Below are 24,415 nucleotides of genomic sequence, written 5' to 3'. Positions count from 1 at the left end.
GTGGAGAGCTCGACCAACGGACAATCAAGGAGAGAGCAATGTCCAAAGAGTCTTCCCTTAGCCTTCTGCACGACTACCATGCCGCGTGGGAGCGGGGTGACCAGGCCGCCGGCATCGCCTTCTTTGCTGAAGATGTGGTTGTGCACATGGGAGGCACAGGCCCCCTGGCCGGGGACTACCACGGGCGGGATGCCTTCGCCGCGGACTGGATCGGGCGCGTCGCCGCATATACCGACACCTGGGAAGTTGGCGGCCAGAACGAGGTATTGCTGGTTGGCGACGATGGGGTGCTCTTGCTGGTTCATGAAGTGTGGACCAGAGGGGAACGTCGCGTGGAGACAGACCGCCTCGGTCTCTATAAATTCTCAGAAGGGCAGATCATCGAAGCCTGGTTCAGTGATATGAAGCAACAGGAAGTTGAACGCTTTTTTGGCGATCTGACCTAGGCCACGCCGGACTTCCCTGCATGTTTTGCGTCTGCGCCACTGGCGCAGACGCAATCAGGCATCACTGAGCGCCCAATACGTTTTGTTCGCCGTCGGCGACAGCTCATAGTGCAATTGCTTGATAAGCGTTAAGCTGTGTACAGTGCCAGCCGGCTGGTGGTCTTCCGTGCATGGCCGACGAGCTTGCCGGCTAGCCGTGAGCAGCGAGCAGATAGGAATTCTGGGATGGTATCGAGCCGAACTGTGAACAAGACGAGCGCCGGAGGAAAAATTTCCGCGGCAAATGGTGACGCTATTGGTCGCGACGTAGTCATGAAAGTTGCTCTTCAAAAGTTCTTGCAGCATGGGTATGCGGGAACCAGCATGAAAGCCCTGGCCGAGGAACTCGGCGTTTCCGCGCCGGCCATCTACTGGTACTTCCCCTCCAAGAACGATCTGTACGTATCCGTACTGGCCGCAGCTATGAAGGACTTCCTCACACATGTTCGTGACTCCATAACTGAAAACGAACCCGTTCTCAGGTTGGGGCAGATAGTACGTGCCCATGTCACGTGGCAGCTGCAGCAATTGGGTGCTGCCCGGGCCTTTGATCTGACGATGTCGTACAAAGGCGAAGCGCACGAAATCCCCAGTGAACAGCTGGAGCCCGTGTTTGAAATGCAGCGAGAGTACGTTCGCGAGGTTCAGAACGTCTTGCAGGCGGGCAAGACACGTGGCGTGATGCAGGTGGATGACGTGCCGACTGCCTCGTTCGCCATCATCACGCTGTGCGACTACGTATTCACCTGGTTCGACCCTCACGGCGAAATGTCAATCGCTGCCGTCGCTAACAGGTACGAAGGCCTGGTCAGGAACATGGTGGGCGCGTCCACTTCCTCGGCTTCCAGCGCAGCCGCCTGACGGCATGCGGCTGCTACCGCTGGGTGCTCATAGTAGCGTGCTTCTGGGGGAAGTCCATGCGGGTCTGTCGTGGTGAGATCGAGGTTGTGGTCGGCTTAACGAGCATTAATTCATCGCTGACTCGTTGACTGCCGGTTGGAGCTGTTGACCTGCCAAGAGGTCCGAGGTGGACCTCTCTCGATGTCCACCGCGGTCCACGCATTCTCGGTCCTTGCGGGTTATGCCTTGGTCTCCAAACTCCGGTAGTGGGATGCAACAGCGCGTCGATCGATCTTGCCACTGGCCGTTCTGGGCATCGGATTCAGGATATTTATCCGCTCAGGAACGGCGTAGTCAGGGAGTAAGGACTTCAAGGCAGCCTGGGCGGCATCCTCGTCGAAAGACTCACCGGGGCGCTCCTCGACAACTGCCCACACTCGGTTCTGAAGGATGGGATCAGGCACTGCGAAGACGCAGCTTTGTCCGACGGATTCAATATTGGCAAGTAACGCCTCTACGTGGGCCGGCAGCACCTTTTCCCCCCCTCTGTTGATGACGTCGTCGACCCGGCCCTCTATGTAGTAGAGCCCGTCATCGATTCTCGCAAGGTCGCCAGTCCGCAGCCAGCCACGACTGATTTTTGACGCTGTGAGTTCTGGCTGGCGCCAGTAACCCTGCATAAGCGTGGGCCCCTGAACCCAAAGCTCACCGACTTGTCCAGGCGCCACGTCCATTCCATCCTCCCCCACAATACGGATGCTGGTGCCCGGAACGGCGAACCCAACGGACTCTCCATGATCACGGGCGTACTCAGGAGTCAGGAAGGACACGGCCGAACCATATTCGGTCATGCCGTATCCGTGAAACGGGCGCAGGTTCTGCCATTTTGCCAGCAGTTCATCAATCCAGGCGGCCGGCATGGGGGACCCGCCGTACAGAAGCACCCGTATAGAATCCAAAGCCTTTTCGGCCCCCTCGGCGAGCATGATCAACCGAATAATGCTGGGAACTGCTGCCAGATAGGTCACGGGCCGGGCGGAGAGCGCGGCAATCGCATCCTTTGTACTGAACTTGTGCAGCAGGTCCGTTCGGGCACCCAGGAGAACCATATGACCGAATTGATCAACAAAACCTGTGTTGTGGAACATAGGCACAACCACGAGGGTGGAATCGTCCTGGCTTGTTCCCAGAACGCGAACGAAAGCCCAAGAGGCCTCAGCCAGAGCCGACTGCGTCAGTGTCGCACCCTTGGGTTTTCCGGTTGTGCCGGACGTGAAACTGATCAGTGCGGGCGACTCTGGGTCAGGTAATGCGAAAGCCTCACTGGGAACGCGTTCATTGGCACCGGACAACACTCTTACGCGTTCCTTGGGAACGTTCAGAACGGTTTCGAAATGGGCATCGTCGGCGAGCACTAGCACTGCCTCAAGGAGCTCCACCTGGTCTGCGAACTGAGCTGGGTTCAACCTGTTGTTCGCCGGCGCAATCACTGCTCCCAATGACAGAACGGCCAAATAGTGGGTTATCCACGGAACGGTATTGTGGCCGACGATGACAACACGATCGCCGGGCTGCACGCCTTGTTCAACAAGCCAGGCCATGCAGCCGGAGACCTGCCTTGATAGCTGTCCGTAAGTGAATTGATGCGGCCCTGCTGTGAGTGCCAAAGCATCTGGAGTCGTTTTGGCCCAATGGGCAAAGGCCGCCGGAAGCGTCTCGAATGGCAGCGGGCGGTGATCAGCATGCTCTTTCATACGGCAGATACTCCTCATTTCTTGCGCGTGTGCAAAATGTGATATGCGTCTGTGGACGCCTAAGCCCGGCCCCCTTCGAGCTTGTGACGTGGGAAATCTGTCCGCCCCCGATTGACGGACAATAGGAATTTTGTCCGGCTGGCGGTCGGGCGGGGTCGGAATTTCGTAGCCGCCGCTTCCGGAAACAGAACTCAGCTAGCCGTCACGCGCGCGGTGAGGAGGTCGCGGATCCGAACATGCTCGACGATCTCCCCGTCACGTGTCCGATAAGCGGTCATGCCTCCGCCACCGGCTGAAACCTCCCGCAGCGATGCGAAGAAGTCAGCGGGGTTCAGCACCTCCGGAGAAACGACGCCTGGACCAGGCACACGCCCCTGCAGGGCGACAAGAGCCCCCGCAGCTGCAGGAGTACCGGTTGCGTCCTCCTGGCTCATCTTGCCTCCGGAGAGGAAGGAAATCCCCTCGCTTCCAACCCTCACGTCGACGATAAGACCTGCCCCTACGGGTTCACGGTCCGCGTGGTGTGTACGGGCAGTCTCAAAAATCGCCTGCATGGCCGCTGTACGGTTTCGCCCTTCGGGAAGGCGTGAAATGACCCAACCGAGATGTGTGAAATCTTCCGGGATAAGACCTCCCCTATTCTTAGCCTCAGTCACTCTGGTGAAGCGTGGAAGGGTGGTCACCTCTGGATGGCTGAGCGTTACGACAAGCTGCTCCCCCACCGGTTCTGGGAATTTCACTCGCTGCGGTTCAAGCTCCTGCCATGTGGGAGTGCCGTCGGCGGTGGGCACAGCTGTGCTGAATGAATGGGCGAAATGCGGAACTACGGCGCCAACCATATCGGCGGCGTCCACACACCACGTAATCGAAGCACTTGCATCCCCGGCTGGCAGCGAATCGAGTGCCAGACGTACAAGGACATTCGTTGTCCCCGGGGCTGAGCCCATGCCGATGAGTGCCGTGACGCCAGCGGTCCGCGCTGCCTCGTCCCGCTGAAGCAGCAGTTCCGTAGCATCCGCATCGTCGCAAATGTCGACATAGTCGATGCCTGCTGCAATCGCGGCGTCAAGGATGACTGGCCCAAGCGTGTAGTAGGGGCCGGTCAGGTTCACAACCAGGTCTGCCTCGGAGAGGATACCGTGCAGCTTGGCGGGATCGGCCAAAAGGTCGAACTCTATCTGCTTCACTTCTTGGTTTCCCGCCTCGATGACCCAGTCATCGCGGAACCGGCGGTCACAGCAGATCAAACGCAACTTGGTGGCCGAACGACCCAAACCACGGAACAATCCTGACGCCTGAGCGCCTCCCGCTCCAAGCACCACAACTGTCGGCTTGCCCATAGTTGGCACCTCTTTCGATTTTCCTTGTTAGTCATTTTTGCTTTGACCGCATGGAGGCAGGCACTCGTCCGGCTTGTCAGACGCAAGCGGCAGCGCTCCCGATCCATGCAGATGGTGATATGGCAGGGTTGCGGGCCGGCAGCAGTGCTGCGGCCCGCAACCCTTACAGCTCGGCGTCTTAGCCCACAGCGGCTTTTGCCCGCCTCTGCGAAGTTGCCGCCTCATCGACCGTGAGGCCGTTTTCAGTCGCGACCAACTCCACTCCATAGGTCTCCCGGGCGTGTTCTTCCGTTTCCCACAATTCAACGACATCTTCGAGAACCAAATTTGGGTCCCGCTCCAACGGAGATCCATACCCACCRCCAGAAGCATCGAAACCGTGAATGATCTCGCCTGGGTTCAAGACGACGGTTGCCGTGTTGGCAAGCCTTTCGCGGGAGCCATCGGTCCTCTCCAGCCAGGCTTCCGCTGTCCGGCCATGAGAACCGCCGGCCACACCCTTGGAGGGATTGACCTGACCATCGCATGGGTAGATCACAGTGATGGGGTCAGCCTTGGGCGTATACGCGAGCTCGAAGGACGGTCCGCCCCGGAACTTACCGGCACCACCCGTGTCTGCCACGAGTCGAAGGTACTTGTAGAGAATGGGCATCTTGACTTCATCGACCTCGACAGAGTCCCGGTACATCAGCCCACTGACACAAGGAACCCCGTAGGTGACCCATCCATCGGCGTGGGCACTGCCCGGACCGCCGTTTGCCGTGACACACACTTGGTTTACGAAGTCCTCGCCAGTGCGCCTGTCGACGCCTGAAAGAACAGCGTAGCCAACGCCGACACCTACGGCTCCTTCCGCGACACCGTAAGGCTCGCCAAGTTGGGCGAACGCGGCTCCCACGACGTTGATAAGCCGATCAGTGACGTTAGTCGTAGCAACCGAGCAGCTGTGCGGGAATCGCGGTTTGCCTACCGCAGAGCCCTCGTTCATGTCGATGATGACCCGACGGAAGGCGCCCGAGTTCTTTGGAATCCTGGTGGGGATCGCATTAAAGATCCCGCTAAAAACTGCAGCCCGGGTCGTGGCTTCCGTGAGGTTGAGGCCACAGTCGACATTCGGCCCATTCTTAGTAAGGTCCACGCGGATCAATCCCGCTTCGGGTTTGATCTCGATGCTGGCCTCGATCTCCAACCCATTAGGAAGGTAAGGGAGGAAGGCGTCATGCCGTCCAGTGTTGTGCAGCGTTGCTGCCGGGAGATGTTCGATCGCCTTGGTCATCATCTTCTCGCTGTAGTCCAACCAGTCGCGAATGAACTTCTTGACGGTCTCGATACCGTACTTGGCGACGAGCTCCTTCAAGCGACGCTCTGCGATCCGGGCTGCGCCCACGGAGGCCAAATAGTCTCCGTACCACTGGGAGGGAACTCTGATGCGGCTCCTGCACATGCGGATGACATCATCGACGTTTTCGTAGTCGGATTGAACCTTGACGGTGGGAAAGATCAAGGCCCCTTCTTCATAGACATCCCTGGCAGCAGCGTGATACGTGGTCGGGATGGAGTTACCAATGTCGGCCTGATGTGCCTTCGTCACAGCGGTAAAGAGGTGCTCCCCATTGACGAATACTGGAACAAGGATCGTGTGATCGGCGGCGTGGGAGTTTCCTATGTACGGGTTATTGTCGAGGTAGGCATCCCCTTCCCGGAGCTCGGGGTGAGCGGCACGCAGGGCCTGAGCTTGGAGTTGCGCTCCAAAAACATGCACTGGAATGCCTTCCGCCGCTGCAAGCAATTCGTCGTCGGCCGTGAGAATCACGCAAGAAAAGTCGCGCGCACTGTTGATGACGGCAGAGCGGGCCGAACGGAGAAGAGTGTTGGTCATCTCCCGAACGATCCCGTCGATCTTATTGGCAATAACGGCCGTCCGAATGGCATCAAATTTCTTGCTCATGCCTCGTCCTCCTCGATGTGCAGCAGGTAGTTTCCGGTGTCCGCCACGTGAGCGGCCATTCCGGGGTAGATGACTAGCGTGGTCGTGGGTTCCTCGATAACAGCCGGACCGCTCACGTGCGTTCCCGGGAGGAGATCAGCCGGCTTAAAGACCGGTGTCTCGATTTTGCCTGTGCCACTGAAATAGCACGTCCGCGTGGAAGCGGAGCGCCCAACGCGCTCGGCGGCATCCGGGAACGTCCTATCCGCACGGGGAATGTCGACAGTCACACGGGCCCGCCAGTTCAAGAACTCGATCGGCGAATCCGGGTCGCGAACGGCCATAACGCGCTCATGGAGCTCGTGGAAAGCGCTGAACAGTCGTTCCTGGTCAATTTCCTCGTTCAACAGTGCTGAGTCGAGCGGCACGTCAATCGCCCAGATCTGGCCCTTGTACCGGGCCTCCACGCCAAACTCCATGGAGTGGTCCGGGTAGTTGTCACTGAACCTGGCTGCAAACGTGGTGAGTCTTGTCTCCAGTCCTCTCAGGACCTTCTCCACGCTCTCTGCCGCGAAGTCGTCTGAGGAAGTAATCAGCGAAGCAGACTCCTCCTTGACGATGTCCGCAAAATGCATACCGGAAGCGGAGAGGGCCGAGGCGACCTTGGGCAGGATGACACGGCGCGACCCCAGCTCACTGGCAATTTGCATGATGTTGATGCCGGCAGCCCCACCGCCCGCTACGAGCGTACTGTCTTGGGGGTTCAGACCCTGAACGGTCGTAATTTCATGGACAGCCTTCACCATCGCTTCACTTGCCAGGGACAGAACTCCCCATGCAGCCTCGAGCACACTCACACCGAGCTTGGAGGAAATCCTTCCGATCGCTGCCTCTGCAGCAGCGACATCCAGCTGCATACGGCCGCCCAAGAAGTAGTCGGGGTCGAAGTAGCCAAGCACGCAGGCAGCATCGGAGAGTGTCGGTTCAGTCCCTCCGTTTCCGTAACACGCAGGACCAGGTTCCGATCCTGCCGACTGCGGGCCGACTCGAAGCAAGCCTCCTTCGTCCACCCATGCAATCGAACCGCCGCCAGCCCCGATGGAGCGAATGTCGACCGAGGAAATGCCAAGAAGATCGCCTTCCCATTCGGGTCCAATCCACGTATCACGCGAGTGGACCACTGCGCCGTCACGAGACAGTCCGACATCAAAGGTGGTGCCTCCTGTATCGCATACGATCATGTCGCCGCCGAGCCCTTCGAGAAGGGAATAATTAAGGCCGGCAAGAGGGGCCATAGACGGGCCGCTACGCGCCGTGTGAATGGGCGATTCAATCACTTCCTCGATGTTCATGACACCGCCAATGCTTGTGGAAACTAAGATGGCGCCTTCGTACCCGAAGTCGCGCAGGTCCCGCTCCAGCTGTTTGAAATGCCGCTGCATCAATGGCTTTAGCGAAGCATCGATGGCTGCAGCCGACGTCCGGCGGTATTCGCGAATGATTGGCGCGATCTGGTGCGACAGCGTTACGGGTAGACCGGGAGCAACCCCGGCCAACAGCTGTGCCACGCGAAGTTCATGGGCAGGGTTAACGACCGACCACAGCAGCGAGACTGCGACCGCCTCGAAGCCCTCCTCGCGGATACTCTTGAGCGTTTGGAGGAGGGCCACCTCGTCAAGAGCGACGACTACCTCGCCCTCGGCATTGATCCGCTCGGTCACGCCGAAGGTGTGGCGCCTCGGAATGTAGGGCGCCGGGTATTGCTTCGTGAAATCGTAGCCGTCCTGCTTGCCCCCCTCTTTGAGGACAAGCACATCCTCAAACCCAGCTGTCGTAAGGAGTGCGGTCTTGGCAACGTTGCGGGTCACGATGGCATTGGTTGCATGCGTGGTGCCGTAGATAAAGAGATCGGTGTCAGCCAGGAGCTCCTTGGCCGTCAGTCCCAACTCGTTCGCTGCAACTTCAATGGCGTTGGACATGCCGCGGAAGACCCTGTCATAGGTCGTAAGCGACTTTCCGATCACCTGTTTGGACGCCGCGTCCTGTACGACGACGTCGATAAACGTTCCACCGGTGTCCGCGGAGACCTGATAGCCCATGAATTTCTCCCTGCTTATATTGAGTGTCCACCGCCCCGAGTTATATGAAGATCGCGGAACGGGCACCAAGGTTGCACTTATTGAATGTTAAGTAAGTTGTCCTTGTCAAGGCTTTTAGTGACCTCCCTCACCCAATGACTCCCCCGCGGGAAGGCGAGGTATTCAAGGAGACTCCTCCATTGAGCAGGATCGCAAAACCGAGTGTCAAACCCCTTGACGGGCGACTTAACGGTTATTAAGCTGGGGCGAGCGGGCGTAACTTTCATCGTTCAATCGTTCAGGAGCAGCCACCCAGCTTTCAGCACGGGCGATGTACGGAGATGGTTGCGGTGAACCCCAAAATGACTTGCTTTCCCGGTACGCATCGCAACGGTCCGCCAGTCGGTTTTAGCCTGTCAGTTCCCACGTCGACTGTCTGCAGAGCTGTCGGGGTGGCGGGCGATTGCAAGACCGTACCCCTCTCACCAAAGCGTCAGGGCGGTAGGGCAGATTATTTAAACCTCATTGGCCGCTTTCAGCGGCGGAAAGTCGGTGTTTCTTGACTACGTTGAAGAAGGACGCAGTTGTCATTGTGACCGGTGCAGGATCCGGTATGGGCGAAGCGATGGTGCGTGAGTTCGTGGCTGAGGGCGCCAGAGTCGCAGCACTTGATATCAACCCGACGAGCGCGAAACGGGTTGTCGCCGAGCTTGAGAGCCCTGAGCGTGCGTTGGCCGTCGAAGTCGACGTGTCAAGCCCGGAGTCGGTTCAGTCATCCATCCACCAAGTGCGAGAATGGGCCGGTCGAATTGACGTGCTCTGTAACAACGCTGGCATTATCGACAGCTTCCGGCCTGCTCACGAAATTTCGCTTGAAGAGTGGGATCGGACGCTGGCCGTCAACCTGACGGGCCCATTCCTTATGGCCAGGGCTGTCATCCCCCACATGCTCGAACAATCGAGCGGTGCCATCATCAATACGGCCTCCATCTCAGCCTTGAGCGCGGCAGGAGGAGGCACCGCCTATACGGCATCCAAGCACGGCGTACTGGGACTGACCCGCCAACTCACTTTCGACTACGGGCGGCACGGTATCAGGGTAAACGCGATTTGCCCCGGCGCTACTCTCACTGGGCTCACGATGCCAGAGGGCGGCTCCGAGACTCTGCCCGACAGTGAGACGGAGGTTGCCCGTACGCCCGCCGGGCGGTGGTGCCAGCCACGGGAAATCGCCCGGATGGCCGTTTATCTGGCAAGCGAGGATGCAGACTTCATCCATGGCGCCGCAATGGTCATCGACGGCGGCTGGCTGACAGCTGCGCGGAATCCCATCTAAGTCCGGGTATTGGAACACCGGCCTCGGCATTCAGTTGGCGCACCGGCCGCCGAACTTCTCCCGGCACACACCTCGACCGGAAAGACCAGTCAGATCAAGTAAAGTCCTGAGAATCTCAGGTCTGGATGAAGGAGACATCATGACAACCACACATCCGATTACAGCACCACCCGGCGAAGACCTCCTCCCTTGGAGGGATCCAGAGTTCATAAAGGCCCCTTGGCCCTGGTTTGCCCGCGTTCGAGAAGAGTACCCCTTCCTCAAACTTGAGGACGGAACCATTGTCATCACACGCTACGACGACATCACGGAGCACTTGAAGAGTACATCGCTGGTTGCCGTGCCGCCCCAGGGGATCGGTGACAGCCCATGGGCCTCTAACCTCAACTCAGTTCTCCTCACAGAAGGAGAACGTCACAGCAGGATTCATAAGTCGTTCAGGAAATGGCTAACGCCGAAGGCCACCAAAGGCATGGCCGACGTCGCGGCCGACTCGGCGCGAGCAGCGCTCGACAGGATGGGACCCGACGGCATTATCGACGCACACCGAGACCTTGGGGTGCAGCCGGCGCAGGACGCCATGGCGGCGGCGTTGGGGATACCCCGCGAGGACGGCATGCCCTACATCCTAGCGACGAATCAGACGATGGACTCACTGGGATGGGAACCAACGGAGGACGAGAAGACGCGTGCGTGGGAAGGGTTCGGCTTCATGATGTTCAACGCCGATCGCCTCATTCACGCCAAGCGGCAGAACCCAGGGGATGGCCTTCTGGACGCCATGATTCAGATTGCAGATGACGGCGGACTCACCGAGCGCGAGCTCAAGGAATCAATTCAGATTCTGTGGGGTTCAGCTGCCCACAATCCTGGATACTGCATGGCTTCCGCACTTGCCGACTTGGCGGCGTACCCCGAGGCCTGGCAAGAATATCGGTCAAACCCAGATGCGCGAACTGCCATCATCAACGAAGCGTTCCGCCGGGCACTGCCAGAGGTGCTTGTCGACCGCTACACGACCGAACCCTATGAGATCCGCGGCTACACGATTCCCGCAAACACGCAAATACGCTTCATCCTTGGTGCAGCCGTGCGCGACGAGGAAGTCTTCAGGGACCCCGATGGATTCGACTGGACCAGGCCCCCGGCCGCAAGTATGGCGATAGCCTTCGGTGCAGGGACGCACAGCTGCTGCGGTCAGGGCGTCGCCCGGGTCGAGATGCGTGCAGTTCTGGATGTCCTCGCCGAGGGTGTGCGGAAGATTGAAGTCATCGGCGAGCCGAAGTGGGTCTTTTCCGACCGGCATCGCAACTGCGAAGGTTTGACGGTTCGGCTTTCCTAACTAGTCTCAGGCTGGGTTGGTGTCGTCAAGCGACGACCCAGCCCCCTATTTGGCACACTTGGTTGCTTTCGATTGCTTTTGGAATCCACTGAGCAACAGTGGTCGGTGACAGAAAGGTGCGAGTAGAAGTGGAGCACCGGAACGAGATGCTGCCATACGCGGTCGCGGTCAGTGCGGCGATTATGGGAACCTCTGGAATTGGAGACACAAGCATGAGCACGACAATCAGTGACCGCGACGCCGCGAAGCCCGACCTCATCCTTTCCGGACCTCTTACTCAGTTTTCTGCGAAGACGCCACGCATGAAGGCCCGTTGGGTGGTCAACCCCCGCCCGGAAGGGTGGGACACGTATGCGATGTCCGAGTGGTCGCTTGAACGGGCCGGCTTCGCTGACCACCATCCGCATGATGAGGTCAGCGTGGTCTTGGAGGGGGAACTCCACGTCCGCGTCGGTGATACTGAAGTCGTCGGCGGCCCTGGTGACACGATCCGCGTACCCGCTGGATACGCCGGCTATTACTGGGCGCCCAAGTACGCCAGGATGCTGGGGATTTACGGCCCCAACCCGGACGGCCAGGATTCCCAAGCCTTGGAGTACTGGGAGATCGACGACTGAGTACGCCCTGCTGCCAGAAGATTTTGCCAGCCGACTGTCCGATCATGGGCGCGGCAGCGCCTGCTACGCCCTCATCCAGCCGCTGCCAATGCGCGCCACACAACCGTGGGGCCGCTCTAGACCTTGACTGCCGCCGTCGGGTCCGCCTTGGGCCGCGTGGACGGCCGTCCAGTATGGCTGGCGTCAGGTTTTCGACAAGCGTAGCGTCGTTAAAAACTGATGGGTATGGCAACGGGGCGTCGGGACTGCAGGATCTGCGCCGAGCAGCGCTGGTGCCGTCGGCGAAGGAGCCAGCATGGGAGGGTGGAACGCTGACACAGCGGCAGGGCCGTTGGGTGCGGCCGTCACGCTCGTGGAAGGATCCAATTTCTRCATCTCCTCGGCTAACGGGGACATCTTTCCCGACTCCCCTCACGGGGTTTTCTATAAGGACACGCGTATTTTGTCGCGTTGGAATCTAACCGTGGACGGGCAAGCGCTTGAGCCGCTCGCCGCAGAGACCAAGGAGCCCTATAGAGCCCTATTTGCCGGCCGCGTACCGCGCTGGGACGGCCTCGTAGACAGCCAACTAATTGTGGAGCGCCTGCGGGAAGTCGGCGCGGGAATATTAGAGCGAATCACGCTCAGAAACTATTCCGGGCGGCCGGCCGAGTGCGTCGTCGCCTTGACGGCTGAGTCAGATTTTGCAGACCTCTTCGAGGTCAAGGAGGCGCGGATCCAGCGACGGTGGAACGAGACGAGGCAAATAGATAGAAATTCCCTGGTCATACGGGCCAGCTGGCAGAACGTGGACAAGGGCGTTGTGATACGGCCCGACGACGACGCAGAGGTGACTGCAGAGGCCATAACTTACAAGATGATCATCCCGCCCCACGGTCATTGGAGTACGCTGCTGACCGTCGTCCCCGATGACAGCAGTGCGGCAAGCGGACCCTTTGGACGAACAGAGGATAGCGGCATGTCCCCGCGGGATCTCCATCGGCGTGATTGGGTGGCGAAGATCCCTGTTCTTCGAATGGGCAATCGCTCAATCGAGCGGACGCTACGCCGGAGTTACGAGGATTTGGGAGCCCTTCGGATCGAAGACCCACATCATCCTGAACGGGTTGTGGTGGCAGCCGGTGCACCATGGTTCATGACACTGTTTGGCCGCGACTCACTCTGGGCATCGACAATGGCGCTCCCCGTTGATCCGTCCTTGGCACTGGGCACGCTACAGACCTTGGCCGACCGCCAAGGCAAAGTTGTGGACCCTATGACCGAAGAGGAGCCGGGCAAGATACTTCACGAAGTCCGTTTCGATGTATCCAGTGGATTGGCCCTGGGCGGCAAATCCGCCTACTACGGGAGTGCAGATGCCACACCACTGTTCCTCATAGTGCTCGGAGAGGTGAGTCGATGGGGTTTTGCCAAGGAAACCATCGCAGAGCTGCAGCCCCACGCGGACCGGGCCATGGACTGGATTTGGAACTACGGAGACAAGGATGGAGACGGTTTTGTCGAGTACTCGCGTCTCAATGATCGAGGCTTGATCAACCAGGGCTGGAAGGACTCGTGGGACGGGATAAATTACGCCGACGGAACCATCGCGGACCCACCGATCGCGCTGTGTGAGGTGCAGGGCTATGTCTATGGCGCGTGCCTTGCGTCCGCTTGGATGGCCCACGAGGCAGGCGATCACGTGAAGGCAGGTCACCTGCGGGACCGGGCGGCTCGGTTAAAGCGTCAATTCAATCAAGAGTTCTGGCTGCCGGACAAGGGCTACTACGCTGTTGCACTCGATCGCAACAAACAGCCTGTGGATGCCTGCGCCTCCAACATGGGGCACTGCCTGACAACAGGCATCATCGACGACGACAAAGCCCAACTCGTGGTGGACCGATTGATGTCCCCTCAAATGTTCAGCGGTTGGGGTATTCGCACCTTGGCCTCCGACATGGACGCCTACAATCCTGCCAGCTACCACAACGGATCTGTTTGGCCACACGATAACGCGATCATACAAGTGGGCCTCATGCGCTATGGCTTCGTCGAGGAGGCACAGCGCGTCTCCACCGCGCTGCTGGAGGCAGCCGAATTTTCAGAGGGGCGACTCCCCGAGCTGTTCTGTGGCTTCAGCCGGGAACAGTTCGCCGCACCTGTACCCTACCCGACTGCCTGCTCACCGCAAGCCTGGGCAGCCACCACGCCCATCATGCTGATAACTACCTTGATGCGCTATGACCCCGACGTCTCCCTGGGTGGAGTTTGGCTGGATCCCGTTCTTCCAGAATCGTATGGCCACCTCCATATAACGAACGCCCCTATGGGTGACGGGCGGATTACTATCGACATCGCGGGTTCTGAAGTGTCCGTTCAGGGACTGCCAGAAGGAATGTCCTTCCACAAGGGCTACCTGCCATGGGTGGGCGATCTGATGGAACAAGCCCCGCCCCCTTCTGGCGTTGAAAAGGGGGGAACGGGAAAGCCTACTGTTTGAGGAACCTACAGGGACTCTGGTGTCCGGCGTCGTTGTCGCTGGTGACGCCCAACCGGAGTGAGTTTCATTGTCCCAAGAGGAGCGGTAGCTTCGTAAAGTGGCGTGAGAAGTCGGTGTTGTCTGTCTCAAATTGACCGTTGAGTTCGATTGACTTGAACCGCGAGGACACGGTTTCAAAAATCGTGCGGGCCTGGGATCGCGCATAGCCCTGACCCGCGCACGTGTGGGGGCCTAGACCAAACGACAGATTTCTGGCGCGGTCTTGTGGGCGGTGGAAATCAAACACATGCGGATTTTCGAAGAACATCGGATCACGATTTGCGGCCCCCATCATGAATCGGAGACGGGATCCAGCCGGAACCTCCACTCCCCGGATCGTTAGATCCTCCAACGTTGTCCGGTAAAACGAAAGCTCGGGCGGGTCGTATCGCACAATTTCATTAATGACAGCGTCGCGAACATTCGCGTTTTCCCGGAACTCCGCGTAGACATCAGGGAGTTCCGCGAACACCCGCAAGCCGGCTGCGACGAGATATCCAACATCCATGTGCCCCAGACTGTAGAGCATCAGAGCTGTCGCACGCATCTCTTGGCGGGTCAGGGTGTCATCTCTGACCGCATCCATCAGAGCATTCGTCAGGCCGTCCGCGGGTTGGGCACTCCTCATTTCAATGATCGAGTCAATGCGCCTGGACAGCTTTTMGAACCCCTCGCCGGCCATCTGCCATGTGCCTGGGCGGGGACGCGCCGATAGCATCGGCATCGTCGCAGCCATTTCAGCCATGACGTCAATTGCATCGTCGTCTTCGACCTGAAGAACACGGCACATGGTCCTGTGTGTTGGCACGACAGCCAGATCGAGCCAACCATCGAGCATCCCTCCCTCCATTTCGTCGAGGACCTCGTTGGTGACAGATGCGGTCGTGGTGATCCACTCGCGAACAGCCTTCGGCGCGAACCACTTCGTTGTCTGCCTCCTAAGGCGGGTGTGATCTGGAGCATCGCGCCCAATAATGGTGGAGCTCGCTACCGACCACGGGCCTGCGGCATCCCAGCCCGGTTCAACCGACATGCACGACATCGGACCAAATTCCATAACGTCGTCGTACCGCGAGACCACAAACGTGCCCGTGTCATCTACAAGTACCGGAACTTCGGCTTGAGCTCTGGCGTACCAGGGATTTGGATCCCTCTCGAACTCGGGGTCGTCCCACGGGTAGTAGTCGTAGGCGGACAACTTCCCACCTCCAGCTGGAAGCGGCCTGCAGCTGTTCAGTGCAATACCACCGAATCGATAGGCGGCACGATTGTCTTCTGCAGTCTCGTTCAACGACTCGATGTCTTCCATAACTTCCTCCACTTGCGTTCTTCCTGCGTCAAAGGCCGACAGATCCCAAGCAAGGTAGCTCCGCGGACGTCGCCGTAGCTTCCCCGGTCCTGGTGATTGCATAACGTGGGCGCCGTAGCTGTCTCTTTTCGACGTGCCCGGTTCACGTCCTGGTCGCCTTCCGTACGGAGCAGCTTCAGATCGGCCTAGCCCCACGGCGATGAGGGGTAAGCCCTCCTGATTGCTCAGCCAACGGGAAGTGTTCGCGCAAATGCCTTCAGGTCGAAGTCCTGGTCACGGGCCTGCTCCATGGTGATGCCTCGCTCGTGTTCGAGAAGTTTGCGGGCAGCGACGTGGTCGGCTGGTGAGTTGACGGACTCGACGGCCACAAGCTGGCTGTCTCGGAAGAGAAACTGACTGAACTTCCCTGTCGAACGGTTTCCGCGCTCAATTACGACGTCGGCAGGGTTGGCCAGGCCTGCGATCTGAAGTTTTGCGGGACCTTGGTTCGACCAGAACCAGGGCGATATGTCGTAGGCCGAAGGATTGCCTGCGATCGTCTTCGCTACGGTCTTGGCCATGTCCGTGGCGTTCTGTACTGTTTCCAGCCGCAGGTTTCCTCCGAAGTGCCGAGACGGGAACACCGCAAGATCACCGATGGCGTAGATGTGTGGAACGTTGGTGCGAAGGTACTCGTCCACAAGGATGCCGCGGTCACACTTGATGCCTGCCGCGGTGGGCAGGTCGTCGTCCGTGACCACGCCAAGACCAACGACGGCGAAGTCGCAGGCATACTTGGTACCTGACGTGCCAACAACACCAGTCAGGCGGCCTTGCTCGCCGACGAAATGATCCAGTCCCTCATCAAAATGCAGCCTCACCCCGAGTTCACCATGCAGTTGCACGAAGTAATCCGACATGGATGGAGTCAGTACGCGCTGCATGGGACGCTGGGCAAAATCGATGACCGTGACCTCAAGACCTCGCTGGGCCGCAACGGCCGCGAATTCCAGGCCTATGAAGCCGGCACCAACCACCAGTACCCGGCCGTCGCCCTGGTCAGTCTCCGCACGGAGTGCATCGGCATCATCAACCGTGCGTAGGTAGCTGATGCCTTCCAACTCGCTGCCCACACATTGAGCCCGGCGCGCCTCGGCACCTGCAGCGATGATGAGCTCCGTGTACGGGACCGGTGCCCCCTCGTCAACGATCACCAGTTGGGCTTCGACGTCGATGCGCATAACCTCGACGCCCGTCCGCAGGTCGACGTCGTGCTCAGGATAAAAGGCGGTACCGCGCAGCGGCATGGGTGCGGGGTCACCGCCCTCCTTCATATAGTCCTTGGACAACGGAGGGCGCTGATATGGCATGTGGTTCGCTTTGTCCAGCAGAACGATCCCACCCGAATAGCCTTCCAGGCGTAGGGACTCGGCCGCCTGCACGCCAGCGTGGCCGGCGCCGATGATTACAGCTGTCATGTCAAACTCCGATCAGTTCTGGTTCGCAGGAAGGCTGACTTCGATGTCAGCGAAATCGCGGCCGGCGATAACTTGGCAACCCAGCCGAGAACTGTCGAGCCGTTCATCGGCAGTGCAATCAAGCATTTCATCTTCATCGTCGGAGATCGCAGGGAGATCGGCAGTTCCGCGAACGTATACATGGCATGTAGCGCACATAGTCTGGCCTCCGCATTCTCCGACGATCCCGTCCACGCTGTTCGTGAGGGCGGCGCGCATGATTGATGTGCCCTCAGGAACTTCGACCGTGTCAACGGCGCCGCTGCTGTGGTGATAAGTGATCTTTGGCATTGGAGTCTCCTAGCTCATTACTGTTGTGTCGCTTGCTTCCTTATTTAACGTTAATCAAGGAGGTCGGTCAAGGGATTTTCATGAAGTGCATCACTTTTTGAGAACCTCATTCCCGGCTCTACTAAGATCCTGCGGGGGTTGTGGATCAGGGCGCGCTGCAGATCCCCTCAAGAACCTGAACCACGGCTCCGGAATTCAGGCGCACTCATTCGGAATGGTGGCTGGGCGAGAGCGCTTGCAGACCTCAGCCCAATACCTCGACGTCCCGTCGTGGCTACGTTGGCCTTTGGCAGAAAATGGTGCCAGAACGAGCGCAACCCTGCCGCCCGTTACTCCCGACGTGCCTTCGTGGGAGTGCGTGGGCGGCAGGGCTGCCATTTTAGATCCCGCTAGCCGGAGACTAGGGCCTCCTTCCGGGGTTTCAGTCCCATGATGGCACGCGCTTCGGACGGCGTGGCGACGCGTCGACCTACTACCTCGGCCAGCTGTTTGGCCAGATGGAATGCCTCGAGATTACTGGTCAGCTTGTCCTCTCTGTGTGGCCACTTGAAGTAGGTGTCTTCCATGCCAACGCGGATATGCAAGCCCATGACCGCAGCAAGCGTCGCCAGATAAGTTGACGCCCGCCCGGCAGCACACACCATGATGACGGCTTCCGGGTCGACGTCACGAATAGCTTCCACCGTCCGTGTCAGGCCAGCAATCATTTGACGCGAGTTTTCCATCGGGCTGCAGCCTGGCAGTGCAGGCAGCACCAACCAGGTGGCTCCGGCTTTGAGGAGCCCGGACTTGAACAAGTAACGGTCTGCATTGGAAACGTCAGCGTCAGTGTACACAGCGATCTCCGGGACGGACCCCGCTTCGAGGATCTTGCGGGTCTTCTCAAGCAATACCGGCGTGGGCTTCACGAACAGAGAATCGCCGATGTAGGTAGCGGTGGTGTTGATGGGTGCAGCGTCCAACAGACCCGACTCAAGGACTTCACCCATCTTCTCCCACTCCCCATCCAAGGCAGGAACAAGGCATGCATCAACGGGGATGTCCGGGAATTCGTCGTGCAGGGGCTGAATTACGGCCTCGAAGCGTTCCGGGGACAGGACGTTGTAACCATCGTCATCCCGCACATGGATGTGAACCGCGCTGGCACCGGCAATGGCAACCTCACGGGCCGATGCGAGGATCGCCTCGGGGGTGAGCGGCTGATGCGGGTTCTGATCGTGTCGGAAAAACGCTCCCGTGATTGCCACCGAGATGATCATCTGCTCCGGGATATCGGTCCACGGGCTTGAGATGGGTGCGTCGTGGTAGCAGGAGTGTTCCAGATCCATGACAGTGGGAATGCCGTACGGCCGCCAGATCATCTTGTTGGTCTCGCGGGCAACACCCTTGGACACGCGGTCCCAATCGATATTCGTCATGACTCTCCTCGTCATTTCGTGTGAAACGGACTTCTCTTTTGAAGGACGCGGCGTGCTCACTGTGACGCAAGTGGGCCGCTCCTGTAGCATTGATTTAACATTCATTAAGGAAGGGCGTCAAGGGTATTCAGTCCCCTTAGTTCAATTGCATGACATGACGGAACACTCAACGCACCCATGGTGACGTGGCGGGAGGGCATCCTACTTGAGCTGGCTGTTGGGCGGGGCCTGTCATGTCACAGCCCCTTGAGCCATTTCCGGTACTGCGTTGGGAGATAGCCATGACGAAAGAATCTAAGTTGCCTAACGTAGGCCGCGAACGAATCCTGGAGGCAGCTGCCAGCAGATTCCTAAGAAACGGTTACGCGGGCACAACGCTGGGCTCCATCGCCGCGGACCTTGGCATCACGACTCCGGCGCTCTACTGGCATTTCAGGTCGAAGGAGGATTTGTTCGCCTCTGCCCTTGAGCAGGTGCTAGTGAGCTTCGTGACCTTTGTTCGGGATTCTGTCACCGCATCAGATCCCGCTACCCGGTTGGCGCAAACCGTGGCAGCTCACGTTACATGGCAGCTTGAGCAATCAGACGTCGCATCTGCATATGCCTCCACAGTAGGCATGAAGCCGCTTCTGGCGGGCCTGAGCGAGAAGCATCAGGCCAAGCTTGTTGGAATTCAGCGAGATTACATGCGGGAACTCCGAACGACATTGGCTTCAGGAAGAGTGAGCGGAAGGTTCGAATTCTCAGACGAAGGGGTCGCCGCCTACGCGATCGTCACGATGTGTGAATATGTGCACGCTTGGTTTAATCCAGGCGGACGAATGACGGTGAGCCAAGTCACGCGCCACATGGTCGATCTTGCCCTCCGGCTTGTTGGGGCGGATGGGACGGTCGCCCTGGATGTGTTGCCAGGAACCGACCCCACCCCCGTTGCAGCAGTCTGGTAGAGGTTTGCAAGCCGGTGGCAGAACAGCGGTTGCCATGGCACATGCCGGCAATCGCCCACAGAAAAGCAAAGGACGAGGAACAAGCACGCAAGAGGAAGTCCGTCGCGGCCAGTATAGGGACTACAACGGACTTCCTCAGCATTGGTCGTGTTGGTTCAGGGCCGGTCCCGCGACTGGCAATCCAGGCATAGAGGGCCGCCCATTCGGGACATATCCATTTCGAAGGCAACGTAGCTCAGATCGCATTCCGAACATTTGATCCTGGCAACCCAGACGTCGGGTATCTGATCACGGAGCAAATCTGCATCGAGGACCCTTGTCGCGCTCAGACCAGCCAACCGAACGGCCGCATAGAGAAGAATTGAGGCTGCAAGGGAAACGAGGGGCGCCAGCGCGGACAGCGTCGGCAACTGCGTCGGCAGCTGCAGCAGGACGATTCCAGCGGCTGAGGAGACTACCCAGACCCCAAAGCCCGGAGCAATCCCGCGAAGCCGGGCAGGACGGAATTCTGGTTCCGTGTTTCGATCCAGCACCCAGTGGACCATCATGATGCCCACCCAGGACACGACGAGGACGGCCTGCCAAGCAAGGGCAACAGCGATGTAGCTGAAGACATTTGTAAACATCAAGACCAGGACCATCAGAAGAAGCACAATGACCCAAGTCCGGCGGGAAAGGTTCCGCTGACTGAAATGAGCCACAAACCGTTCCATATTTACACTGGCGAAGTAGAAATTCGCGGAGTTAATGCGAATCTGGCTGACCACGATGACGAGGAGGCCAACGGCACCGAGTGAAGCAATCACTCCATGGACCACTCCTGACTCGGTCACACTGTCCTGCGATGCAGCAAGCGCGGTAATGAAGATACCGACGAGACCGTTGAACAGATAGGCCAGGAGGTAAAAGACCCACCCAAAGCTGACTCGCTCGTGGAATTTCCTATCCGCTTGCCGGCCAAAACGGGCCGCGTCTTGAGTGTCGGGGAAGAGAATCCACACACCCATGTAGAGCACGAACACGGTGAGCCACCCCGGGATCCCGGTCTGTGGTGGGGAAGGCTGAAAAGCAGACCAGTCCCCTCCCCACCCGAACCTGATACCTGCAGCAACGACTGCTGCGACAAGGCCAAAGAAATATACGGGCAACGAGATGCCGTTCAGCTTGTTCAGCCATGTCTGCATGCCGCCAAGCATTAGCGGAAGCATGCCGGCAATAACTATGACGTACCAGACGCGGACATCCCAGACCTGAAAATATGACTGCAAAGCAACCGCCAGGACGCTACTTTCGAAAACTGCGTAGTAGACACCTGCTGACGCAACCAGGAGAGGTGCAAGGGCAGCTCCCCTAAAGCCAAAGAGTTCACGGGACAGCAATGTGGAGTTAAGCCCCCACCGGATGGCTTCCCGAGCACTTTTCGTGGCAAGAGCCGAATAGACAACCACAACCAAGACGATCCCGATGATTGCCTGCTGAACTCCGACGAGACTTGCCGACAGGGCCCCGTAATACAAGAACGCCATGGCACTGGCGATGGAAGACCAGCCGCTGAACACACCCCATTTGCCAAGGCGCGCTGTAGCCGGCACCACATGGTTGGTGTACTCCTCATGGACTTGCCGCTGAATCACCCGCGGATCGTCAGCGCCGCTTACATCGAGTAGAGGCCCTGGTCGCAGTATCGCTTCTTCGGACTCGTTCATTTTTGTCGCCTCCTAAGGAACAAGCTGATCTTGGAGCGATGCTTGGCCCTCGATCTGTGAGCCCCGCCCAGCTGGCTCGCCTTCGAGCCGCTCTTGTTCTGACGCTTATTTAACGTTCATTAATGCTGCAGGTCAATGCCTCCCCGGTTGATGGAGTTCATGACTCCCCACTTGTGTTGAGTGGTGGAAGTAGGCGGCCACAGCGCAAGTACGCCACAAATGAGGGGCCAGATCGAAGCTGGAGCGAAAATATCACTCAAAACTATTGCCAAGTTCGGTGTGACCGTAGTTACATCTTCTCGGGGGCACTGCTTTACAACCGTTAAATTCCTTCTCTCAATCGCCCGCTTGCCCGGGCAAAGGAAGTACTTTCATGAGCGCATCTCCGCAGTCGCAGAGCCACGAGGAACCTCCTGTCGGCTCCCCAGATCAAACAACCAATAGTCCCGGCACGCCAAGGCTTACGGGAAAAATGAGTGCGAAATCACTGACATTGACGGTCCTGGCATTCTCGGCGCCAATGGCTGTGGTCACGGGGTTCATCCCCTTCACGATCCTCTTCGGCGGCCAGGGCGCCACCTTTGCTTTCGTGCTTGTCACGATTCTCTTGCTGGTCTTTTCCGTCGGATACATTGCAATGACGAAGCACCTGCCTAAGCCGGGGGCCTTCTACTCGTTCATCAGCGCAGGGCTCGGCAAAGCCGCCGGGCTTGGGTCTGCCTACCTTGCAATCGTTTCCTACGTGGCTGTTCTCGTCGGAAGTTACGCATTCCTCGGACTCTGCTCCTCCGGATTGATTACCAGTCTCAACGGTCCTGATACTCCATGGTGGGTATGGAGCCTTGCGGGTTGGGCCGTTGTCAGCAGTTTAGGCTACTTCCATATCGAACTATCGGCAAAGATTCTTTCCATAGCTATGGTGGGCGAAGTCCTTCTCGTTATGATCTTCAATGTCTTTGTACTCGCCAAAGGCGGTGCGGAGGGTCTTTCCCCAACTCCGTTCACACCAGGTGCCCTCATGGAGGGTGACATCCCCGTCACTATGCTTTTCTGCATCCTGGTCTTCATGGGCTTCGAGGCCACCGCGCTCTTCAGGGATGAAGTTCGCTCGCCTGATAAGACGATTCCGCGAGCGACCTATGGTGCCGTCCTTTTCGTTGGCGTGCTATACATCATTTCCGCGTACGCTCTGACTTCGGCATATGGCTCGAATGCACAGGAGATCGCCACCAACGCCCCCGCGACGATGTTCCCGGATGCCATAGGTGCGTTTGTCGCGCCGATGTTCACACAGATCGCCTTCATCTTCGTAATCACGTCCCTGATTGCGGCCCTAATTTCCATCCACAATGTCGTCGCACGTTATGTATACAATCTGGGTTTCGACAAAGCGCTACCTGTTTACTTGTCGAAAATTCATCCGCGGCACCACTCGCCTCACCGCGCTTCGAGCGCAGTTGCAGCCGCGGCAGGTCTCCTCATCCTGGTTCTGATCCTTGGTCAGTCGGACAGCGCCAAAGTCTATGGTCAGCTATCGGGCCTTGGTTCTATCGGGGTCATATTCCTTATGGCTTCAGTCAGCTTGTCTGTGATTGCCTGGTTCCGCACCAAAGCGCGACTCACCGGAGAAAACGCCTTCAAGGTCGTCATTGCGCCTCTGATTTCATTTCTGGTCTTGGGCTTTACCGTTGTTTTCGCCCTAATGCACTTCGAACTTATCGTTGGTGGAGCACCTGGCGAGAACATAGGGCTCGTCTTTGTTCTTGCAGGCAGCTTTATTGCGGGCATAGGCGTGACCATCTACTTTCGTTTTGCCAAACCTCACCTATACGCCGGCTTGGGCCACGATGACGAAGGTGACAACGCGATGCCGAACGAAGTTGGGGAGACGCAACACCTGCTTTCCATGACAACAACAGGTGTGGATGAGTAAATTCTGGCTGGAGTTTGTCGGCTGTTGACTCTCACGCACGCGGGCAACGGATCGAACCTTTAGCTGAGGTAGATGCAATCGGTCGGCTAACGCCGGCCGATTGCATCATGGTGATCGGCCGCGGGCAATTGGCAACCATCCTCCAGAAAGTCAATTAGGTGAGCTTACAACTGGACGGACTCGACCCAGGACTTCGTCGACCCTAGAAGTTCTGCTGCAAGAGCTGGATAGATGGCATAACGGACCTCAATGAGGGCCGTCGGACTTATGCTGCCATGGAGCCACACATGATTCGAGAGTCACTCTCCGCCCTACGGTGCCCCGTCATTCTCATCGTATTGAGCCCAATGCATTGTGGGTCACCGATCTTTTTCTTCATATGACAATTTCACCAGCGGAAAATTAGAGGTAATAATCATGACTATCCATCAGAACTCCACAAACGCTTTTGAGAACATCGTTTCATCCGGGCTCTTAGTACCCCCGGCAGCTACTCCACTCACTGGCGACATCGAGACATGGACGAATGAAGTTTTCACGGACGCAAGCGAGGCTTCGTCGGTCGGATTCTGGCAGGCTGATGTTGGGCGCTCCCATTGGATCTTTCAGGACTACAACGAGGTGATCTATGTTTTGGCTGGGCGCCTCGTCGTTACGGAGGAGGGCGGCGGGAGCGTTCATCTGGGTCCTGGCGATGTTGCTGTTTTCCCGATTGGATGGAGGGGCGAGTGGGACATCCTTGAGGAGCTGAAGAAGTTCTACGTCGTCTTTCCCTGAACCTCGTCACTACAAGGGCCGCAGAGCTGAGCAAGCATCTGGATTGCGGCCTATGTGCGTCCTGAAATCTGAACCATCTGGTCGACTGGTGGGTATGTGAGGCCTCGTTGCTCAATAGCGAAGCAACAGCTTCCTCTGCTCATCCCCCTCACCGGCCCGGACGCTGGTGGTGGTTTCCCCGGCCCCACTCCGACGTGGTGCAAGGGCTTCAAGACGAACTCTCCGTTCGGTGGGTGAGTCCCTTAGGAGCTGACACGTGGAGGCACTTGCAGCGGCCAAGGCCTTCTCCAGGGGGCTGGGG

Annotated in this window: 18 protein-coding genes; 9 read left to right on the top strand and 9 right to left on the bottom strand. The window is 58.4% G+C overall.

The annotated features are described in order from the left end of the window. The first annotated feature begins 38 nt into the window (after window positions 1-38). Both AB4Y87_RS03240 and AB4Y87_RS03235 read left to right on the top strand, forming a co-directional pair. Window positions 39-446, top strand: coding sequence for a nuclear transport factor 2 family protein (locus AB4Y87_RS03240; RefSeq protein WP_442003047.1), 408 nt, complete (start codon window positions 39-41; stop codon window positions 444-446). A 225-nt stretch (window positions 447-671) separates the two neighbouring features. After that, window positions 672-1,346 (top strand): TetR/AcrR family transcriptional regulator, encoded by a 675-nt coding sequence (locus AB4Y87_RS03235; protein WP_442003046.1) that lies wholly within the window; start codon window positions 672-674, stop codon window positions 1,344-1,346. Between the two features lie 218 nt (window positions 1,347-1,564). Here the strand turns inward: AB4Y87_RS03235 and AB4Y87_RS03230 are convergent, their stop codons facing one another. The 4 genes from AB4Y87_RS03230 to AB4Y87_RS03215 all read right to left on the bottom strand — a co-directional run bounded on the left by AB4Y87_RS03230 (window position 1,565) and on the right by AB4Y87_RS03215 (window position 8,445). Continuing rightward, window positions 1,565-3,079 (bottom strand): class I adenylate-forming enzyme family protein, encoded by a 1,515-nt coding sequence (locus AB4Y87_RS03230; RefSeq protein WP_442003045.1) that lies wholly within the window; start codon window positions 3,077-3,079, stop codon window positions 1,565-1,567. A gap of 191 nt (window positions 3,080-3,270) precedes the next feature. After that, entirely contained in the window at window positions 3,271-4,419 is a 1,149-nt protein-coding gene (locus tag AB4Y87_RS03225; protein WP_442003044.1) for a saccharopine dehydrogenase family protein, read from the bottom strand. A gap of 178 nt (window positions 4,420-4,597) precedes the next feature. After that, the gene (locus AB4Y87_RS03220; RefSeq protein ID WP_442003043.1) at window positions 4,598-6,367 is read right to left on the bottom strand and encodes a hydantoinase B/oxoprolinase family protein; all 1,770 of its coding nucleotides are present in this window, start codon (window positions 6,365-6,367) and stop codon (window positions 4,598-4,600) included. Next, window positions 6,364-8,445 carry a hydantoinase/oxoprolinase family protein gene (locus AB4Y87_RS03215; protein WP_442003042.1) on the bottom strand — a complete coding sequence of 694 codons (2,082 nt, stop codon included), beginning with the start codon at window positions 8,443-8,445 and terminating at the stop codon, window positions 6,364-6,366. The genes AB4Y87_RS03220 and AB4Y87_RS03215 overlap by 4 nt, the downstream gene beginning before the upstream one ends. A 538-nt stretch (window positions 8,446-8,983) precedes the next feature. Between AB4Y87_RS03215 and AB4Y87_RS03210 the strand changes: the two genes are divergently transcribed. The 4 genes from AB4Y87_RS03210 (at window position 8,984) to AB4Y87_RS03195 (ending at window position 14,198) form a co-directional block, all read left to right on the top strand. Further along, complete coding sequence (locus AB4Y87_RS03210) at window positions 8,984-9,760, top strand: SDR family NAD(P)-dependent oxidoreductase (protein WP_442003041.1); 777 nt, start codon at window positions 8,984-8,986, stop codon at window positions 9,758-9,760. A gap of 139 nt (window positions 9,761-9,899) precedes the next feature. Next, window positions 9,900-11,102 (top strand): cytochrome P450, encoded by a 1,203-nt coding sequence (locus AB4Y87_RS03205; RefSeq protein WP_442003040.1) that lies wholly within the window; start codon window positions 9,900-9,902, stop codon window positions 11,100-11,102. Window positions 11,103-11,314: 212 nt separating this feature from the next. Continuing rightward, entirely contained in the window at window positions 11,315-11,719 is a 405-nt protein-coding gene (locus AB4Y87_RS03200) for a cupin domain-containing protein (protein ID WP_442003039.1), read from the top strand. A 295-nt stretch (window positions 11,720-12,014) separates the two neighbouring features. Beyond that, complete coding sequence (locus AB4Y87_RS03195) at window positions 12,015-14,198, top strand: amylo-alpha-1,6-glucosidase (RefSeq protein ID WP_442003038.1); 2,184 nt, start codon at window positions 12,015-12,017, stop codon at window positions 14,196-14,198. A gap of 64 nt (window positions 14,199-14,262) precedes the next feature. On the opposite strand, the gene AB4Y87_RS03190 is transcribed toward AB4Y87_RS03195, so the two are convergent. From AB4Y87_RS03190 to AB4Y87_RS03175, 4 genes are all read right to left on the bottom strand, one after another. Continuing rightward, a complete protein-coding gene (locus tag AB4Y87_RS03190) occupies window positions 14,263-15,546 on the bottom strand; it encodes a cytochrome P450 (RefSeq protein WP_442003037.1) in 1,284 nt (427 codons plus the stop codon). Window positions 15,547-15,770: 224 nt separating this feature from the next. Further along, window positions 15,771-17,003, bottom strand: a complete 1,233-nt coding sequence (locus tag AB4Y87_RS03185; RefSeq protein ID WP_442003036.1) for an NAD(P)/FAD-dependent oxidoreductase — start codon at window positions 17,001-17,003, stop codon at window positions 15,771-15,773. Between the two features lie 12 nt (window positions 17,004-17,015). Further along, window positions 17,016-17,333 (bottom strand): 2Fe-2S iron-sulfur cluster-binding protein, encoded by a 318-nt coding sequence (locus AB4Y87_RS03180; protein ID WP_442003035.1) that lies wholly within the window; start codon window positions 17,331-17,333, stop codon window positions 17,016-17,018. Window positions 17,334-17,722: 389 nt separating this feature from the next. After that, window positions 17,723-18,751 carry a 3-keto-5-aminohexanoate cleavage protein gene (locus tag AB4Y87_RS03175; protein ID WP_442003034.1) on the bottom strand — a complete coding sequence of 343 codons (1,029 nt, stop codon included), beginning with the start codon at window positions 18,749-18,751 and terminating at the stop codon, window positions 17,723-17,725. Window positions 18,752-19,032: 281 nt separating this feature from the next. Here AB4Y87_RS03175 and AB4Y87_RS03170 point away from each other — a divergent pair, with 281 nt between their 5' ends. Beyond that, window positions 19,033-19,698, top strand: coding sequence for a TetR/AcrR family transcriptional regulator (locus AB4Y87_RS03170; protein ID WP_442003033.1), 666 nt, complete (start codon window positions 19,033-19,035; stop codon window positions 19,696-19,698). 155 nt (window positions 19,699-19,853) lie between these two features. Here AB4Y87_RS03170 and AB4Y87_RS03165 read toward each other — a convergent pair whose 3' ends face one another. Continuing rightward, the gene (locus tag AB4Y87_RS03165) at window positions 19,854-21,404 is read right to left on the bottom strand and encodes a purine-cytosine permease family protein (protein WP_442003032.1); all 1,551 of its coding nucleotides are present in this window, start codon (window positions 21,402-21,404) and stop codon (window positions 19,854-19,856) included. A 472-nt stretch (window positions 21,405-21,876) separates the two neighbouring features. On the opposite strand from AB4Y87_RS03165, the gene AB4Y87_RS03160 reads away from it, so the two are divergent. Together AB4Y87_RS03160 and AB4Y87_RS03155 are read left to right on the top strand one after the other, a co-directional pair. After that, window positions 21,877-23,337, top strand: a complete 1,461-nt coding sequence (locus AB4Y87_RS03160; RefSeq protein WP_442003031.1) for an APC family permease — start codon at window positions 21,877-21,879, stop codon at window positions 23,335-23,337. A 417-nt stretch (window positions 23,338-23,754) separates the two neighbouring features. Continuing rightward, window positions 23,755-24,114, top strand: a complete 360-nt coding sequence (locus AB4Y87_RS03155; RefSeq protein ID WP_442003030.1) for a cupin domain-containing protein — start codon at window positions 23,755-23,757, stop codon at window positions 24,112-24,114. Window positions 24,115-24,415 lie beyond the last annotated feature (301 nt).

Origin of the sequence: Paenarthrobacter sp. RAF54_2, assembly GCF_052113945.1 — a bacterium.
Lineage (GTDB): Bacteria > Actinomycetota > Actinomycetes > Actinomycetales > Micrococcaceae > Arthrobacter.
This window is presented reverse-complemented; position numbering and strand designations above follow the sequence as displayed.